Source organism: Shewanella sp. MTB7 (assembly GCF_027571385.1).
Classification (GTDB): Bacteria; Pseudomonadota; Gammaproteobacteria; order Enterobacterales; family Shewanellaceae; genus Shewanella.
The window spans coordinates 5,808,654-5,825,919 of sequence record NZ_CP085636.1 but is presented as its reverse complement, the minus strand read 5'-3'; the positions used below and the strand labels follow the sequence as shown (position 1 = coordinate 5,825,919).

The following is a 17,266-nucleotide window of genomic DNA, read 5'->3' as shown; positions in this document are numbered from 1 at the left end:
CAAAAGGCGGCTTTAGTGAATGTAGAACTTAATCAACAGCTTGATGATATTGCCCACTCTTATGTCAGGTTGGTGCTGGCGGTGGGTTTGCACGACCCTAGTTATGTTGATGCTTATTATGGCCCTGAGTCGTGGCAAGTGGAGTGTCAGAAGGAACCGTTAGAGTCACTACTGCGCCATGTTCGCACTCTATTGGACAGGATTTCTGTTCTGAGACTCGAAGGGGTGATCGTTAAACTTAAAGATCGTCAGGCGTTTTTGATAAAACAACTCAACTCGGTAGAGTATTATATTAAGCACCTTCAGGGTTCAAAGGGCAGTTTTGAGCTTGAATCAATAAGTCTGTATGACACTCAAGCTGACAACTATTCTCCTGAAAGCTTTGAGCCCGCTCTTGATGATATTGCCAAACTGTTGCCGGGAGAAGGCTCATTATCACAACGTTTTGAAGTTTACCGCGCGCAATTTATTGTCCCCCATAGCCGAATTCCTCAAGTATTTGCATCTGCGGTTGAAAAAGCGCGTGAGCTGACCTCTGCCTATCTCGAACTGCCTGAAAACGAAAGTTTCAGTATTGAGTTCGTTAACGATAAAGTGTGGAGTGCTTATAACTGGTATCAAGGAAGTTATCAGAGTCTTATTCAGCTTAATCAAGATCAACCCCTCTATCTTGAACGTTGTATGGAGTTGGCCAGCCATGAAGGTTATCCCGGACATCATGTGTTTAATCTACTGCAGGAAAGAGAGCTGGTAAGAAAAGAGCAGTGGCTTGAATATGCCGTCTATCCGCTATATAGCCCGATATCCTTCTTGTCGGAAGGCAGTGCTAACTATGGTTTGAGTTTAATCATGTCAGCTAAAGAGTTGATCGAATTTGAACGTGATCAATTGATGCCTTTAGCAGGAATAAAGGGAGATATTGAGCACTATCATAGGGTGTTAACTAGCTATAAGAAGTTAGCTCATTTAGATAATTCAGTTTGTCGACAATTGACGGATGGTAATATTTCACAAAGTGAGGCCGAGAGTCTGTTAATTCGTTATGGCTTGTATAGTCAGTCACGCGCTAAACAAAGAGTGAGGTTTTATTGGGCAAACCGAGCTTATGTGATTAATTACAATCATGGTGAAGACAGCGTCGCCCAATGGGTGGAACGAGGAGGAGTTGATAAAAGTGAGCGTTGGAAGCGATTTGAAGCCTTGTTAAAACGACCGTTAATGGCTTCACAATTTGTGTGCAAGTAGGTTCGGTCATTTACAGACACTAAAACGCCTGCCAAGGCAAGCGTTTTAGTGTCTGTAATAGGGATTAATTTGGGTCATGTTCGAATGTACGTCCCTGGTGAGGCTTAGTTTTATGAGGACTAGTACCAAATCTCGTCTCTTCAAATACAGTCTGTTGTTGACCCTTACTCGACTCAGAAAATGAGCTCTGCTGACTGGCTTGTGATTGCTGTTGACGAAAACGTGTCAGCTGCTTTTTCATAAAGATACGGCCAAATAGGCTCAATAGAATAAAGCTGATAGCGCCAATTAACAGTACGAAAGGAAGCGCAATCAAAGTTAATGTGATAACTGCTAGTCCAATAGCAAATGCTAGCCAGCCTCTAGTACCCGAGAATCTAGTCTGAAAAGGTGATTGCTGAAATTGACTATAGATCATAAGAACTCCAAATAATTAACTGATCACTAGTTTGCATAATTATTAATCTAAGATCACGTTAATTTCAGTTAACCTAACCGATTATCTCTATCGATTCAAGTGTGGTTCAGCTAATTCCAATCTATTTTTAGCCATTATAAGTATAGATAATATATGGTTGTCTTAATTAACCGACTCATTTTTATTCATAGCTAAAAGCGTCAGCCACGCTCTTGCAGATTGTCTCTCTGACCCATTTATGGCCAGGTTCTTCATCATTTCTTTCATGCCACAGTAATACATAAGCCAATGGAATAAACTCGAATGGTAAGGCTAGCTCCACCAGGGGGTATAACTTTCTGGCGTGCCTGGCGAAACTAGAGGGTAAGGTGAAGATAAGGTTGCTATGGGCACATACGCTTGCGGCACCATAAAAATCAGATACCGTTGTGCTCAGTCGCCTTCTATGTCCGAGATCAGCGAGATGGTAGTCCAATACCCACCAATCATTACCTTCACAACGCACTTGCACATGGTACATCTCAAGGTAAACCTGCAGATCCCATTGCCCGGAAGCCACGAGGGCAATAATGGGGTGGTTTTCTCTGACAAGACATATCTGATGATCGGTAAACAGGGTCTGATGGGCGATACCAGCTGGTAAGTTATCTATTTGCAGAGCAGATTGTGGATGCAGATCCCTTCCTGAGATCCCAAAGTCTATCTGGCCTTTTTGGAGTGCTGTCATGGATTGCTCCATCCATCCATAAGTGTCCAGTTTGAGGTTTGGGGCATTATTGAGGATGGGACCAATAAAATAAGGCAGCAGTGTTTCATAAGCACTTTCGACCATGGCAAATGAAAACTGTCGGTTACTCGCTGCAGGAATAAAGCCTGGAGGCTGAGTGAGCTGGTATAACCCATGAAGCATTCCTGGTAACTTTTGACCTAACTGCATAGCATGTGCCGTAGGCTTTAATCCATGGGCGGTACGAATAAACAGTGGATCGCCGAGGGATTCTCGCAAGCGTTGAAGGCTCTTGCTCAAGGCTGACTGACTGACGTGAAGGCGACTTGCTGCTCGGGTAACACTTTGCTCTTCAAGTAGGACCTGTAGGATGACAAGCAGGTTAAGATCTATTCTAGCTAGATTATCTAAATTCATTAGATATTCCTAAAAGGAAATTCATTCCTGAAATTATACCATTTCTGTTCATAACACTGGTGAGCTAAAATCATCATATTGAATATTGTTCCATCTTGAGAGAAACCATGCGTCGTAATTTGTTACCAATCTTAATGTCTATGGTGGTATTAAGCCCTTTAGCCATTGATATTTATCTGCCTTCCATGCCTGTTATGGCGGCTGAATTTTCAGTTTCTGCCAGTGAAATACAGTCAACCTTAGTGCTTTTCCTTTTTGCCATGGGTATTGGCCAGATAGCGATAGGACCATTAGCAGATCGTTATGGCCGTCGTCCAATCGCGCTAGGCGGTATCTTGCTCTATATCGCTAGCAGCATACTGGCTGCGGTTGCCATGGAGTTTCATTGGTTGCAGATAGCGAGGGTCCTGCAGGGACTGGCGGCTTGTTCGACATCGATTGTTGTTTTTAGCGCAGTTAGAGACTGTTTTACGCCTAAAGAGAGTGCGCGCTATTATAGTTACCTCAATGGCGTTATTTGTGTTATCCCTGCTTTGGCACCGACACTAGGTGGCCTATTAGCGTTGCAGTTTGGTTGGCGTTCTACCTTCGTATTTATGACGCTGTACGCCATCATTATGATGATTGTTGTCGGGTATCGCTTACCGGAAACTCGTCCGGCTAATACGGTCATGACTGGACCGCTATATCGCTGGTCGCGTTATAAGCCTGTGCTTATCGAGCCACACTTTGTCTTTTATGCTCTTTGTTGTATGGCAGGCATGGCATCAATTTTAAGCTATGTTTCCTACGCCCCAGTTTGGCTTATCGATAACTTAGGTGTTTCTGAACTGACTTTTAGTGGACTGTTTGGTCTCAATGCCGTGGTGAATATCTTTGCCTGTTTCACCGCACCTATGGTGATTAATAGGATAGGTAATCGTCCTACTGTGATATTGGCACTCGCGACCATGCTGGTATCAGCCTTGGTACAAGTTTTGTTGCAAAGTGTAGGACCCACACAAGGTATGGCGGCAGCATTTAGCTTTATGTTACCTATGATGTTGCTGTGTATTGGTTTTGCTCTTTTACTTGGTCCTGCGACTAGCATGGCTTTGGCTGCTTTCGGCGAACGAGCAGGCACTGCGACGGCGATATTAGGTTTTATTCAGATGAGTGGTGCGTCACTTCTTGTTGGTCTAGTGCAGCAAACGGATCTAACGGCACCTTATGCGGTAGCGTTAGTGATGGGAGTCTTGATGACGAGTTTATTGGTTATGATGACCATGTCTCGCTTCGATCATTGGCATCAAGAGCAATATGTACATTGATTCTTAGATTTGATTAAACGGTTTTATAGCTCAACCAACACCCTTTGCCCGCTAACTGCTAACCACAGGTAGCGGGCTTTTTTATGTTTGAAAGTGTTCGAAATATATAGTTAGAAACGAGCGTTAGCAGAGATACCTATAAGTAAGCCATCAGGCAAGTTATCACCGTCTAAGCCAAATTGCTTTGCAACACTAAATTTAGCGGCAAAGTGCTGAGATATTTGCCACCAATAAGCGGTGGTGATGGAGTACTGGTTGCTGATGTCATCAAAACTATACTGATCATAACTATCTGCTGTAATATATTTGGAGTCAGTATCGTATTGACTCCAAATATAATTGGCACCTACAGACCAGGCTTTATTGATATACCAATCAGCTGAAAGGGTGACTATATTCTGGTTTGTTTTAGACATGCTCTTAAAATCATCATAGAGAGAGAAAGTGTTATTTGACTGATAGTCTTGATCGACGTAGCTCCAGCTTGCCAGTAAGTCTAGACCTGAGGAGGATGCGAGTGGGATAAAGCTGTGCATTGCTATTGAATACAGTTGATAATCTGAGTCATTGCTTGAGCTAAAAACATTCTCTGTAGAGGAACTAAATGATTGAGTATCAGATGTTGAGCTTGTTTGATATGAGAACGAAATTTCAGAAGCTGAATTAAAGAAGTACCCAATACGAGCCCCGTATTCCACGATGTCATCCACTGAGGAGTCAATGTAGAAGTTGTCATCATCTAAATCGACTCTGTTATAGCTCGCTCCAATAAACCAATTTGAGTGAAAAACATATATTCCATCAACTTGATAGGAAACGATATCTGTGACTACCCCCATTTGTGCGTATTGAGTACCAATATTCGATTCTTGTGCAAGAAACTCACTGAGTGCATAGGGGCCGTTTTCCATGTTCACAGGGTTGAAATAGTAACGATAATCTAGGTTCCATAAACCATCACCAAAATCGTCGGTATGGGTGCCTAACGTTACGTTACCCTCATGCTGGAATGTGTTACTTGGTGCCATTTCTGATGCTGCACTTGCATAAGGTATTGTAAGTCCAAATAGTACTGCGAGTGAGAGGGATTTACGGTTCATTACTCATCCTTGAAGTTAATCAGTTAATCAAGTTGTAACCAAAATAATGGTAACAATATGGTTACATATCTTTTGTGGAGTGTAATGCTATGAATGTTATTATGTAAAGTGCTAATTATTTAGACGTTCTCAGTTCCCTGCTTCATTGCTTTACCATAGTAATGTAAACTAACAGTACTACTAACTTGCTAAGTCATGCCTTGTGTCTCGTCCTCATTGCCCCAAGTGTCATTATCCTTTAACAGCTTGCTTGTGTTCGAATATCGAACCTATGAGTGTCTCAACGGAGCTGATCGTACTGCAAGATCCCAGTGAAGTGACTCATGCTAAGAACAGTGTTCGTTTGATGGCGTTAGTTATTCCTGAAACTCAGATCTATGTCGGTGAAACGCCGGATGATTTTAAGTCATTACGGCATTATCTTGAGGGCTGCAAGAAGCCTATCTATCTAGTCTATCCATCGGATATAAGTTCAGATGTTGCGGGGACCCAGTTTGATAAGAAAGTGGTGTTATTATTCCTTGATGGCACCTGGCGAAAAGCTTATAAGCTGCTGCAACTAAACCCTTGGTTACAAAATTACCCTGCATTGCATCTGGATTTAGAGTCCGCTTCCAATTACAAAATTCGTAAAGCCAGCAGAGCAGACAGTCTGTCGACCTTAGAAGCTGCAGCTATGATGTTGAGGTCTATTGAGCCAGAACTGAAAGTTACACCATTAACCAATGCTTTGGAGGCGATGGTTCAACAACGTATCCAGTCAATGCCAGTCGATGTGAGAAAACGTTATGAGTAACAGTTGTTGGTAATTGTGTTTTTTGTGAGATATATCTGCATGTTATGTGTTAAGTAATATTTGGATCACGATTTTTTTATACTAAATAGTTTTTAATAGAGTTAACCACCTGCTCTGCTGGTGGCGTGAAAGCTATGTTAGTTTACTGTCCATGCAGGGAGGCAGTGCCCATACATACCCAAATCACTTTTCAGCATGTTGAGAAGTCGTTAGGGTATATTTTTGATGGGTCTAACATGGCTTTCACTCTATTAAGCGAACGAATTAAGATGTTAGAGATTGTCAGACATGAATTTTGTTGCTTCTTTGGGGTGCCCGAAAAAGTAACCCTGGCCAAAGCCTTTACCCATCTGCTTTAATATCTCTTTTTGTTGTTGTGTTTCTATTCCTTCGACAACAAAGCTGATACTCAGCGCCTGGGCCAGCTGTATCATGGCCTGGTATAGCTCTTTACCATGGGGTTCACTCAACCTCTGAGCAAAACCTGCATCTATCTTTAAACTGTCTATGGGAAGGTTACCTAGCTTACTTAGCGATGACAGACCTGCACCGAAATTATCGAGGGCGATACTCACTCCAAGTTGTTTTAGTGACGATAATGTTTTTGTCACTGACTCCGGTTGTCTTAGTAGCGCAAGCTCAGTAATTTCTAACACTAAGGCTTCGGCGGGCAGTTGACTCTGCTTTAACGCCTGAGTGACCTGGTGAACAAAGTCATGATGTTCTAGCTGAATAGGGGAAACATTGACACATATCTTCAGATCTGGATTGTCTTGACGCCACAGTGCCATCTGGGTGCAAGCAAGTTCCAGTACCCATTGTCCTATTGCTATCAATAAACCCGTTTCTTCAAGTAACGGTACAAAATCACTAGCGTCTACTATTTTGCCATCGGGTCGGTGCCATCTGAGTAGGGCTTCTGCACCGATAACCGAATTACACTCAAGATTGACGATGACTTGGTAGGCGAGCTTAAACTGATCTAAATTGTGGGCATGGCGTAATTCGCTCAAGATATGAAGTTTTTGTTCGGCTTTCTGATGCATTATTTTATCGTAAAAGCGTAAGTGTGTGGAACTTGTTTTTGCGCTATACATGGCGGTGTCTGCAAGATCTAATAGCTTATTGGCTTGCACACTGTGCTCTGGAAATAGTGCAATTCCAATACTGGTTCCCAAATACAGTTTTTGGTCATCGATCTCGAAAGGAGTGTTAAACAGTGACATGATCTGCTTGGAGAGATCTTCTACCTCTGCTCGATTGTTGCATTTCTGGACGATGAGCGTGAATTCATCCCCTCCTAAGCGGGCAATATCGGCATTTTCAATACAACTGGCCTCTAATCGTGCCGAGACGAGTTGCAGTACTTTGTCGCCAGTGGCGTGACCGAAACAGTCGTTAATGTTTTTAAAACCATTAAGGTCGAGAAACATCACCGCTCCCAAGGTATCTGGGTGCATTTTAGTTTGCATGATGGCTTGGTTTAGCAGCTTTATCAGATGGAAACGATTGGGTAAGCCTGTGAGCTTGTCATACATAGCCTGCTCAGTCAGTTTGGCTTCTAATTGCTTTTTAGAGCTGATGTCGCTAAAAATAGTGACATAGTAAATCTTATTTTGAGTAGTAATTTTTCGGCAGCTTTTCCAAGCTGGAAATGTTGAACCATCGGATCTTTTTTTCCACACTTCACCCTGCCAACTTCCTCTTTCTTGAAGAGCTTTACTGAATTCATGCTCTTCATTGGGATTATTATTGATAAGATCTGTACTGCTATTGAGTAGCTGCTCCGTGCTGTATTCGCAAATGCGGCACATGGCTTTATTCACTGCAATAATCTGATGAGCAGCATCTGTAATATAAACGGCTTCGGCATTGTCTTCTAAGATCGTAGATATCAGCTCTTTAGGTAAGGAATCAAATCCATTACTTAATCGAGTTCTTGTGCGACTACGCCTATTTGTTGATTCAAATTGGGCTACAAGAACATCATGCTTACCAAGTTTGAAAGGAAATAGGGTCACTTTAGTCGGAAGGTCTTCTCCTTGTTGACTGATATATTGCCAATTGAATCCGGTTATCTCACCTTTCAAAGCTTGTTCAATCATCAGTCGTGTATATTCTATACTGTTGCGGCCAGATGATTGGATACGGGGGGAGAAGTCATTGGGGCTGGCTTGATTAAAGCTATCGCTTTGAGTTTGAAAATAAATTAATGCAGCAGGATTTGCGCCAATAAATAGGTGATCTTGAATCAAGGCTAAAGGAAATGAACACTCTTCTTGCTGCCAAGCATTAATTTGATACATTAAGCTTGGTTTATTTGAAGTTAGCTTAGACAATAAAGTGGGCCACGGTTGCATTCTAATACTTCCTAGTCACACGTTTTATTTTCAGTTTGCTGAAAACGTAGGATTGAACTTTGTAATAAATGTATCCTATTTATTACAATAAGATGGGGTTAGCGTTAAAAGTACTCTGATTTGTTCTGTATAACAAATCCCTTTTTAGTTTAAAAGTTTTCTAAGTTTAAGATTGTATTAGTATTTATGGGTGGTTGGAGTGTGAATGATGGCGTTTTCAATAAGTTATAGAATGACATTTGTCTCTGTTTTAATCTCTATAGGCGTATTATTTTCCAATTCGCTACAGGCTAAAGACGGGTTAAGTTTAAGTGAAAAAGCCGAGGCTGCAGATAAGCTATCTAAGACTCTGGAGCAAGAGCAGTTACAAAAGGCACGTGATGCAGCAGGGGAGACCTTAGCGCGTGAACGAAAGATATTAAAAAAGCAGCAAAATGGTGACTGGGAGTCAGAGCAGAGGGAGAAGGCGCAGAAACAGTTTAATGAACGTGAGTCACGGGAAGATAAATATCTTAGGCAAGCTAAAGAAGCAGCGGCTAAAGAGCGAAAAATCCCAAAACCTTAAACCCTAAATCATGAGCAGTTGGAAATATTTTGAGTCTATGTCCCCTATGTCAGTGTGATGCTCTGTCCCACTTTGATGAAGATAATAAAAGAGTGTATCTACGGTGCAGTCACTGTCACTTAGTGATGGTGCCACAAAGGTATCTACTTTCCGATAAAGATGAGAAAACCACTTACGATCAACACCGAAATGATCCAGACGATCTTAGATATCGACACTTTCTGGGAAGAGCGGTCAATCCGTTACTGGGACTGTTACCTAAACATGCCCAAGGGTTAGATTTTGGCTGTGGTTCAGGTCCTACTATCAGTGTGATGGCTGCTGAAGCTGGCATAGCGATGAATAATTATGATCTGTATTACCATAATGTCCCCAAAAACCTAGCGCGCAGTTACGATTTTATCACCATGACTGAGGTGATCGAGCATATTGCTGATGCACACTCTTTGCTGGAACAGTTGAACGCCTTGCTTAATGTGGGTGGTATTTTGGCGGTAATGACTAAACTGGTAGAGCCGAAGCAAGTGTTCAATCAGTGGTACTACAAAGGAGATCCAACTCATATCTGTTTCTACTCAATTAAAACCTTTGAATGGATAGCACAGCATTTTGATTGGCGATTAGAAGTGATCGATACCGACGTCGTATTTTTTCATAAACGTTAACTTTTTGGGCTCGCTTCTAGTCTGAGAGGTGTTTCGCTTACCTACCTCTCCATCCCTTCCACCCTAATACTAAGCTTCTTGCTGATGGTAAAAATTGTCAGTACTTGCTTACAAACTTATCTCAGCCTTTCCCTTGATTTTATCTCTTAGATACCATCTTATAGTGGTTGGAATTTTAACCAGTATTAGTTCTGACCATCTGTTGTGTAGAACTAGAGGCTTAACAATTCAACAATAATAACAATCATAAGGGATGAAAATGATGAATAAATCATACATGGCTAAAGCATCTAAGTGGATATTGGCAGGGGTTGTAGCCTCCTCATGTATGCTCGGTGCTCAAGCGGAGTCGAGTGTTGATGTTAAGCAGTTATCGCTAGATGTAGAGCAGAATGTCATCGACTGGAGGCGGGATCTGCATCAACACCCAGAGCTCTCGAATCGAGAATTTCGAACCAGCAAAGTTATTGAGCAGCATCTAGAGTCTTTAGGCTTAGAAGTGAGAACGGATATCGCTCATACTGGTGTTGTGGGGATCTTAAAGGGAGGCAAGCCAGGTCCGTTAATTGCGCTTCGTGCGGATATGGATGGCTTACCAGTTACAGAAGAGGTGGACCTGCCTTTTGCGTCTAAAGCGACGGACATCTATAGAGGACAAGAGGTTGGCGTTATGCATGCCTGTGGTCACGACACTCATGTCGCGATATTGATGGGCGTTGCTCAGAGCTTAGTTAAAGTGAAAGATCAGCTAAAAGGTGACGTGATGTTTATCTTCCAGCCAGCAGAAGAAGGGGCACCAGTTGGCGAAGAGGGCGGGGCTGAACTCATGCTAAAAGAGGGGCTTTTTGCCAACAGAAAGCCGGAAAAGATATTTGGTTTGCACGTTACCTCAAGTATGCCTACTGGAATGATTGGCTTACGATCGGGCCCCGCGATGGCAAGTGAAGACTCATTTACAATAACAGTGAGTGGTAAGCAGACTCACGGTTCTCGTCCCTGGAATGGGGTTGATCCTATTGTCGCCTCAGCGCAGATTATTAACGGAGTTCAGACCATTATCAGCCGCCAGGTTGATGTGACGGCAGCGCCTGCTGTTGTGAGCTTTGGTGCGATAAATGGTGGCATACGCTCAAATATTATCCCTGATGAAGTGGAGCTTATTGGCACCATACGCACGTTCGATCAAGATATGCGCGCAGACATTAAGTTAAGACTCGCTAACACGGCAACCTTGATTGCACAGAGCATGGGTGCTACTGCAACGACACAGATAGAGCAAGGTTATCCCGTTACCGTAAACGATGTGCAGCTGGTGGCCGAGATGAGACCTGTGTTAGCCGATATCGTCGGCAATAAGATGTTGATTGAGCCAGGACTCATTACAGGTGCAGAGGACTTCTCCTATTATGCTCTGGAAACTCCCGGGCTGTTTTTTTTCTTAGGTGTAACGCCAAAAGGAACCGATCATAAAACAGCTGCGAGTAACCATTCACCGCGTTTTTATGTCGATGAAAGCGCATTAGTTGTCGGGGTAGAGGCTTTGACACAGCTGGCAGTGACTTCGTTGCAATAAGCTTTTTTTGGGGGGATTAAGTATTTCATTGAAAATGTTGATTAATGTAGGGGAGAAACCGATGTTCAGTAGATTAACTGGGCTAGTGATGGCAACGGGGCTTATATTGGCCTCAACTGCCGCACAGGCAACTGAAGCCCATGATATATCCAGCTTTACGCTAGATAATGGTATGAAAATAATGGTATTGGAAGATGACTCAATCCCAAACGCGAACATGTATCTATTTTGGAAGGTGGGATCACGTAATGAGGTGCCGGGTATCACAGGTATCTCGCATTTCTTTGAGCATATGATGTTTAACGGATCCACTAAATATGGTCCTAAGATGTTTGATCGCACTATGGAAGCGGCTGGTGGTGCAAACAACGCCTATACTACTGAAAATTTGACGGTATATACCGACTGGTTTCCCTCAAATGCCATCGAAACTATTTTTGATCTCGAGGCGGATCGCATCGCTAATTTGGATATCGATGCCAAGATGGTAGCAAGTGAGCGCGGTGTTGTTGCATCAGAGCGTACCACGGGATTGGAAAACTCAAACTGGCGCACCTTGCAGGAGGAGCTAAAAGGTGCCGCATTTAGGGCGCATCCATACAGCTGGTCAGTTATTGGTCATGATTCTGACATTGCAGCCTGGAGTTTGGATGATCTGGTTCAATACCATAAAACTTACTACGCCCCGAATAATGCCGTTGTTGTTATTGCCGGTGATGTAAAGCTAGCGGAAGTGCAGGCTTTAGCCGATAAATACTTTGCTCCAATTCCAGCACAAGCCCCGCCAAAAACCGTTAAAACAGTTGAGCCGCCACAAAAAGGGGAGCGCCGCGTCTTTGTGCAAAAAGCGTCAGTGAGCACGCCTAATGTGATGCTGGCTTACCATGTGCCAGCCACATCCCACCAAGATTATTATGCACTGGACCTTCTCTCTACTATTTTGGCAACGGGCAATAGTTCTCGCCTCTATCAATCGCTCGTCGAGCAGCAACTCGCACTGGGAGTTGAAGCGTATTTGCCAATGACGTTAGATCCCAACCTCTTCTATGTGATGGGGGTGGCAAATCCAGGGGGGACTGCCAAGGAGTTAGAACTCAACTTGATTGCTGAAATCAATAACGTCGCCCGTGTAGGGGTAACCGAAAAGGAACTTGAGAAGGCACAGAATATTAAGTTAATGAATTTCTATCGTTCTATGGAGACGATTAACGGTAAGGCTAATACCATCGGTACCTATGAGCTCTATTTTGGTAGTTTCGATAAACTCTTTAATGCACCAGAGGCCTACAACAAGGTGACATCTGCTGATATTCAGCGCGTCGCACAAACTTACCTACGCCGTGCCAATCGTACCGTTGCCGTTTTAGCCGCCACTGAGGAAGCTGATGAATGAACACATTAACTCATCTATCTAATCGTTCAAATAAGCTGATGGCTACTATGGTCTTAGGTGGCGTGTTTATATTGTCAGCTTGTGCGAATATCGCTCCAAGTCAGGTGGTCGATACTGGCAGCTTTAGTGTTCCTACCTATGAACAGTATGTGCTCGATAATGGCTTAACCCTTTATCTCATGCCGCAAAAAGAGGTGCCATTAATTACCGTTAACGCAGTCGTAAGAGCCGGGGCCGTTAATGATACGACTGCCGGTGTGGCAAGTATGACGGCGCAAAGTTTGTTACTGGGGACTAAGGGGAAAAGTAAAACGGACATTGAGCTTATGGTTGATTTCTTAGGCGCTTCTATCAATGCAGATGCCGGAAAAGAGGGCAGCTACCTTGAGGCTGATTTTATGGCTAAAGACAGCGATATTATGCTGCCATTAGTGCAAAGTCTGTTGTTGTCTCCGGATTTTGATAAAGGGGAGTTTGATAAGCTTCGCCAACGTGAAATCGCAGGTTTAGCTCAGGCTAAAGAGAGCCCACGCTCTGTTATCAACCGTTATTTTGATAAGCTGATATTTGGGAAGCATCCCTACGGTAATGCCAGCTCTGGTAACAGCCGTTCTTTAGCCGCACTTGAGGCTTCTCAATTAAGGGCTTTTCATCAGCGTTACTATCAACCGTCCAATACAGCGATAACCTTGGTGGGCGATTTCGATGTGCCTCAAATGAAGGCTAAATTAGAGCAGTTATTTGGTCAATGGAAAAATGTTGAACCGATAGTTAAGGCTGATCTTAAGTCGGCGCCGCCTACGTTAGATTCGAGCAAGGTGCTATTAGTCGATAAAAGTGATGCCATAGAAACAACGTTTCTTATCGGAGGCAAAGGGATCGCCAGAGACAATCCTGATTATGTTGGCTTACAGGTGATTAATACCATTTTAGGGGGCAGATTTACCTCCTGGTTAAATGATGAGTTAAGAGTGAATGCGGGTCTAACCTATGGTGCCCGCTCTGGATTTATCGCTTACTCAGAAGGTGGCGTATTTAGGATCAGTACGTTTACTAAATCAGAAACGACTAAGGAGACCATAGCGCTGGCATTAAAAACCTACGCTAGATTATGGGAAGTCGGCATAGATCAAGTGACATTAGATTCAGCTAAAGCCTATGTGAAAGGTCAGTTTCCACCTAAGTATGAAACCAGTGGTCAGCTAGCGGGTTTACTTTCTGACATGTATTTATATGGTTTTGATGATCGTTTCATCAATGACTTCCAATCAAATGTTGATGGTTTGTCTTTAGCAGAAACTAAAAGACTAATTGGTAACTACTTTCCACAGAAAAATCTGCAGTTTGTCTTGATTGGTAATGCAGAAAAAATCGCTGAAGTGGCAAGTGAATATGGAGAAGTGACTCAGGTTGATATACAGGGCATAGGCTTCGGAGGCTGAGCTCAATTTAGCCGTTTAACAGGCAATAAAAGTTAAGGCTTTAAGTCGTATCTAAGGCATGACTTAAAGCCTATTTATTTTTACGTTTTTACCTCTTTAGCATCTTCAACTTCCTTTCATTTTTGCTTTGCTGTTCTACACTTGATTCAAAGAGATAAAGGACTGGAGAGAGGCGTGGTAACTAAGAGCTCAGAAAGCATGTTCGAGAACATGCATGATTTTGAGGGGGATGATACTGTAGATTGGTGTCATATCCGTGAAAGCATAAAGGTATTGATACTAGCCATGGCGCAGATAGAGCTGTCATTAACGGACGGCGAACACAATGTTACCAGTCTGGGCGCACTGTTTACCGATATGGCAGAACACTTAGGTGAGGTGAATGACTTCTTATCTTTGCAGAGCAATGCCCCTGACGAAGTGATCGTGCATGGTACTTTTTTATCCGATAAAGTGAACGAGGGAGTGGTCGCTTTTCAGTTCTATGATCGTATTTCACAGCGTCTACAGCATGTGATCATGGGATTAGCCTTGATGGAAGAGGTATTGAGTAGTAAAGAGCATCGGGTTTCCCCTGAAGCGTGGAAGAAGCTGCAAGAGGGAATTCAAGATAGCTATTCTCTTGATTGTGAAAGACAGATGTTTGATCTTCTGCTGCAAGGAATTCCTGTTCATGAAGCATTGAAGTTGTACAAAGAGGAGCACCAAAACGCAACAGAGGATGATATTGAGCTGTTTTAAGTATGGCGTGTATTTGTGTCTTTTTTTACCTTTTTTTACATGGGCCGAGAGAGGCCATTTTAATGAATTCTGCAGTGCACTCGATGGTCAATGGCAGGGGAGTTCAGCTAAGTTAAAGCAAAAGCCGATGCCAACTCATGTGAATGCAATCTGTTCTGATGATAAAAGGCAGCTGATCTTAACCGTGAATCCAAGTGCAAAACATCCCTTAAGTGAGACATGGTGGTTTAGATCCCGTGGAGATTCAATTTTCCTGATCTATTTCGATGGTATTGATGAGGATAAGACTCAGGAGTTTAGTCTTTATCATCACCAAGGTAGTTATTCGTTACTCGGAGAAGGTGAGTTAAATGGACGGCCCGCACTTATTCAGCTCAGGTTGGATCGTAAAGAGCTTGGTTGGCTTTGGCTGCAAAATATCCAATACCTGGATGACGATACTGACCATTATCTCTTCTATAGAGGGATCGAGATGATCCCAGTAGCAAAGTAGTATGTAGAGTAAGAGGTTATACCGCCCCTTCAAATCCTATTTGTCTCCACGCTTCATAACTGATAATCGCAACCGCATTGGACAAATTTAAACTGCGGCTCGTTGGCGTCATAGGAATTTTTAGCCGTTGGCTGGTGGGTAAAGATTCGATAATCTCAATGGGTAGACCACGGGTTTCAGGCCCAAAGAGTAATACATCATCCTTCTTAAAACTCAGTTCCGTGTGTGGACGGCTGCCCTTAGTCGTGCAAGCCATAATGCGTTTGCCCTCCATCGCTTCAAGGAAAGCCTCGAAGTTTTTATGATGGGTAACATTGGCTAAGTCGGCATAGTCTAACCCTGCACGGCGCAGCTTTTTATCTTCTAAATCGAAACCCAATGGCTCAATCAAATGCAGTTTGCAGCCGTTATTAGCGATTAATCGGATGATATTGCCGGTATTCGGGGCGATTTCGGGTTCGTAAAGCGCGATATGAAACATGCTGGCCTGCCTAAAGAATAATGAGCCGTGATTATACGGCAAAAATGAAGCTGCGGAAAACTTCAGTGAGGCGGGTCGTGATTATGGGGCTTAGCAATATACCGCATCGATATTTACATCTATATTCCAGTTTATGAATACAGCAGTCGTTAACAGGCAGTCTTATGGATCTTGCTAAACTCTCTCGGATCAGCATGAAGCATCTGATCACTCTACATGTGATGTTAGATACCTTAAGTGTGACCGCAAGTGCAGAGCGCTTATGTTTCAGTCCCTCCTCGGTGAGTAAAACGCTATCACAGTTGCGGCTCAGTCTGAATGATGAACTCTTTTATCGCCATGGCAACAAGCTGGTGGCAACAGCTTTAGCTCGTCACCTAGGTCCGAGTGTGCATCAGATCATTAATGATATGAATCAGATCATAACCCAAGAGGCCTTTAATCCTGCTCGATATGAAGGGCGTTTCTCGTTAGCCATGCGTGAGAGTACCTTTGAACTACTGGCGGTAAAACTGAGTGCTCATGTATTGAGTTTAGCCCCCAATATTCGCTTAGATATCTGCGCTAAAGACAGCATAGGGTTCGATGGTTTAGTAAAGGGGGCGTTAGACTTCATCATATTGCCTCATGATCTCAGTCAGCCACCTATTGCCCGTAGCGAGCTGGTATGGGAAACCTTGATTAATGATGAGATGATCTGCTTGATGAACCCAAGGCACCCGTTGGCGCAACAGTCGCAGATCTCTATTGATGATTACCTCAGTTATAGTCACATTGGTATAAGTGATACAGACCTGAATACGCCGTTTTTTGAGATGCAGTTAGCCCAGCAAGCCCGCAACCGCGCTGTGCCAATTTCTGTCGCGGATTTTGGCTGCGCAGCCCTGATGTGTCACCACAGTGAGCTGCTATTTACCTGTTCCCGCCGCTGGGCTGAAACAGCTTTTCAGGCTCAAGGTTTAGTAACTAAAGCGTTACCGCTTGATTATGGTGAGGTGGCCTATAGTCTTGTGTGGCACAGACAGAGTATGAATGACCCCGCATTGCGTTGGCTACATGAACAGATAACAGCGTTTACTGCAGTGGAGTTTGGCGCCTTTGAATGAAGTCTGATTACATGTTTTTATTTAGCTTCTGGCTGGTTTGTCATTTGGAAATGTGTTTGAAGGTCCTACCTTCATAGTTGTTTATCGCTTCCCAGCGGGGAATGTGCAGTTACTTCTGTGACACGACACAAGTATATCCCTATAGTCTCGGCCGTGACGTCCATGTCACGGACGGTCACAGCCGCATCTACACTTGTTCATCTATCTCTTCGATTTGACTTCATTGTTGGAGTTTCGTAACTCACTCTTGCCCCAAAGTTAGCTAGCCTTCGAATGAAGGCTGAATACATTTTCTGATTTGGTTCATTTGGCTAAGTTGGAATTGGGGCTGATTATTGAAGATCTTGCCTTCACTGCTATCCATTGCCTGCCGCAGGCTTATGTGTAGTTACTTCTACGAGACGCCGCAAGCACGTCCTTGTGGGCTCTACCAA

The 17,266-nt window shown here is 43.4% G+C and carries 16 protein-coding genes; 11 read left to right on the top strand and 5 right to left on the bottom strand.

Annotated features, from left to right (window positions below):
* Positions 1-15 precede the first annotated feature (15 nt).
* Positions 16-1,245 (top strand): hypothetical protein, encoded by a 1,230-nt coding sequence (locus HWQ47_RS25360; RefSeq protein ID WP_269968731.1) that lies wholly within the window; start codon positions 16-18, stop codon positions 1,243-1,245.
* 64 nt (positions 1,246-1,309) lie between these two features.
* Here the strand turns inward: HWQ47_RS25360 and HWQ47_RS25355 are convergent, their stop codons facing one another.
* Both HWQ47_RS25355 and HWQ47_RS25350 read right to left on the bottom strand, forming a co-directional pair.
* Positions 1,310-1,663: a hypothetical protein gene (locus HWQ47_RS25355; protein ID WP_269968730.1), complete on the bottom strand. Its 354-nt coding sequence runs from the start codon at positions 1,661-1,663 to the stop codon at positions 1,310-1,312.
* Positions 1,664-1,844: 181 nt separating this feature from the next.
* The gene (locus HWQ47_RS25350) at positions 1,845-2,807 is read right to left on the bottom strand and encodes a LysR family transcriptional regulator (RefSeq protein ID WP_269968729.1); all 963 of its coding nucleotides are present in this window, start codon (positions 2,805-2,807) and stop codon (positions 1,845-1,847) included.
* Between the two features lie 107 nt (positions 2,808-2,914).
* Here HWQ47_RS25350 and HWQ47_RS25345 point away from each other — a divergent pair, with 107 nt between their 5' ends.
* A complete protein-coding gene (locus tag HWQ47_RS25345) occupies positions 2,915-4,117 on the top strand; it encodes a multidrug effflux MFS transporter (protein WP_269968728.1) in 1,203 nt (400 codons plus the stop codon).
* 110 nt (positions 4,118-4,227) lie between these two features.
* Here HWQ47_RS25345 and HWQ47_RS25340 read toward each other — a convergent pair whose 3' ends face one another.
* Positions 4,228-5,217, bottom strand: coding sequence for a hypothetical protein (locus HWQ47_RS25340; RefSeq protein ID WP_269968727.1), 990 nt, complete (start codon positions 5,215-5,217; stop codon positions 4,228-4,230).
* A gap of 202 nt (positions 5,218-5,419) precedes the next feature.
* On the opposite strand from HWQ47_RS25340, the gene HWQ47_RS25335 reads away from it, so the two are divergent.
* The gene (locus HWQ47_RS25335) at positions 5,420-6,013 is read left to right on the top strand and encodes a tRNA-uridine aminocarboxypropyltransferase (RefSeq protein ID WP_269968726.1); all 594 of its coding nucleotides are present in this window, start codon (positions 5,420-5,422) and stop codon (positions 6,011-6,013) included.
* A 272-nt stretch (positions 6,014-6,285) separates the two neighbouring features.
* Here the strand turns inward: HWQ47_RS25335 and HWQ47_RS25330 are convergent, their stop codons facing one another.
* Positions 6,286-8,373 carry a sensor domain-containing protein gene (locus tag HWQ47_RS25330; protein ID WP_269968725.1) on the bottom strand — a complete coding sequence of 696 codons (2,088 nt, stop codon included), beginning with the start codon at positions 8,371-8,373 and terminating at the stop codon, positions 6,286-6,288.
* 208 nt (positions 8,374-8,581) lie between these two features.
* Here HWQ47_RS25330 and HWQ47_RS25325 point away from each other — a divergent pair, with 208 nt between their 5' ends.
* The 7 genes from HWQ47_RS25325 to HWQ47_RS25295 all read left to right on the top strand — a co-directional run bounded on the left by HWQ47_RS25325 (position 8,582) and on the right by HWQ47_RS25295 (position 15,245).
* Positions 8,582-8,938 carry a hypothetical protein gene (locus tag HWQ47_RS25325; protein ID WP_269971860.1) on the top strand — a complete coding sequence of 119 codons (357 nt, stop codon included), beginning with the start codon at positions 8,582-8,584 and terminating at the stop codon, positions 8,936-8,938.
* Between the two features lie 29 nt (positions 8,939-8,967).
* Positions 8,968-9,603, top strand: a complete 636-nt coding sequence (locus tag HWQ47_RS25320) for a class I SAM-dependent methyltransferase (protein WP_269968724.1) — start codon at positions 8,968-8,970, stop codon at positions 9,601-9,603.
* A 259-nt stretch (positions 9,604-9,862) separates the two neighbouring features.
* On the top strand, positions 9,863-11,176 hold the full coding sequence (locus HWQ47_RS25315; protein ID WP_442802107.1) for an amidohydrolase: 1,314 nt from the start codon (positions 9,863-9,865) through the stop codon (positions 11,174-11,176).
* Positions 11,177-11,237: 61 nt separating this feature from the next.
* Positions 11,238-12,569 carry a M16 family metallopeptidase gene (locus HWQ47_RS25310; RefSeq protein ID WP_269968723.1) on the top strand — a complete coding sequence of 444 codons (1,332 nt, stop codon included), beginning with the start codon at positions 11,238-11,240 and terminating at the stop codon, positions 12,567-12,569.
* A complete protein-coding gene (locus tag HWQ47_RS25305; RefSeq protein WP_269968722.1) occupies positions 12,566-14,011 on the top strand; it encodes a M16 family metallopeptidase in 1,446 nt (481 codons plus the stop codon). Before HWQ47_RS25310 ends, HWQ47_RS25305 begins: the two co-directional genes overlap by 4 nt.
* A gap of 174 nt (positions 14,012-14,185) precedes the next feature.
* Positions 14,186-14,752, top strand: coding sequence for a hypothetical protein (locus tag HWQ47_RS25300; protein ID WP_269968721.1), 567 nt, complete (start codon positions 14,186-14,188; stop codon positions 14,750-14,752).
* A complete protein-coding gene (locus tag HWQ47_RS25295; protein ID WP_442802106.1) occupies positions 14,733-15,245 on the top strand; it encodes a hypothetical protein in 513 nt (170 codons plus the stop codon). The genes HWQ47_RS25300 and HWQ47_RS25295 overlap by 20 nt, the downstream gene beginning before the upstream one ends.
* A gap of 16 nt (positions 15,246-15,261) precedes the next feature.
* Here HWQ47_RS25295 and trmL read toward each other — a convergent pair whose 3' ends face one another.
* Positions 15,262-15,726, bottom strand: a complete 465-nt coding sequence (gene trmL / locus HWQ47_RS25290) for a tRNA (uridine(34)/cytosine(34)/5-carboxymethylaminomethyluridine(34)-2'-O)-methyltransferase TrmL (protein WP_269968720.1) — start codon at positions 15,724-15,726, stop codon at positions 15,262-15,264.
* A gap of 164 nt (positions 15,727-15,890) precedes the next feature.
* Between trmL and HWQ47_RS25285 the strand changes: the two genes are divergently transcribed.
* Entirely contained in the window at positions 15,891-16,832 is a 942-nt protein-coding gene (locus tag HWQ47_RS25285) for a LysR family transcriptional regulator (protein WP_269968719.1), read from the top strand.
* The last annotated feature ends 434 nt before the right edge of the window (positions 16,833-17,266 follow it).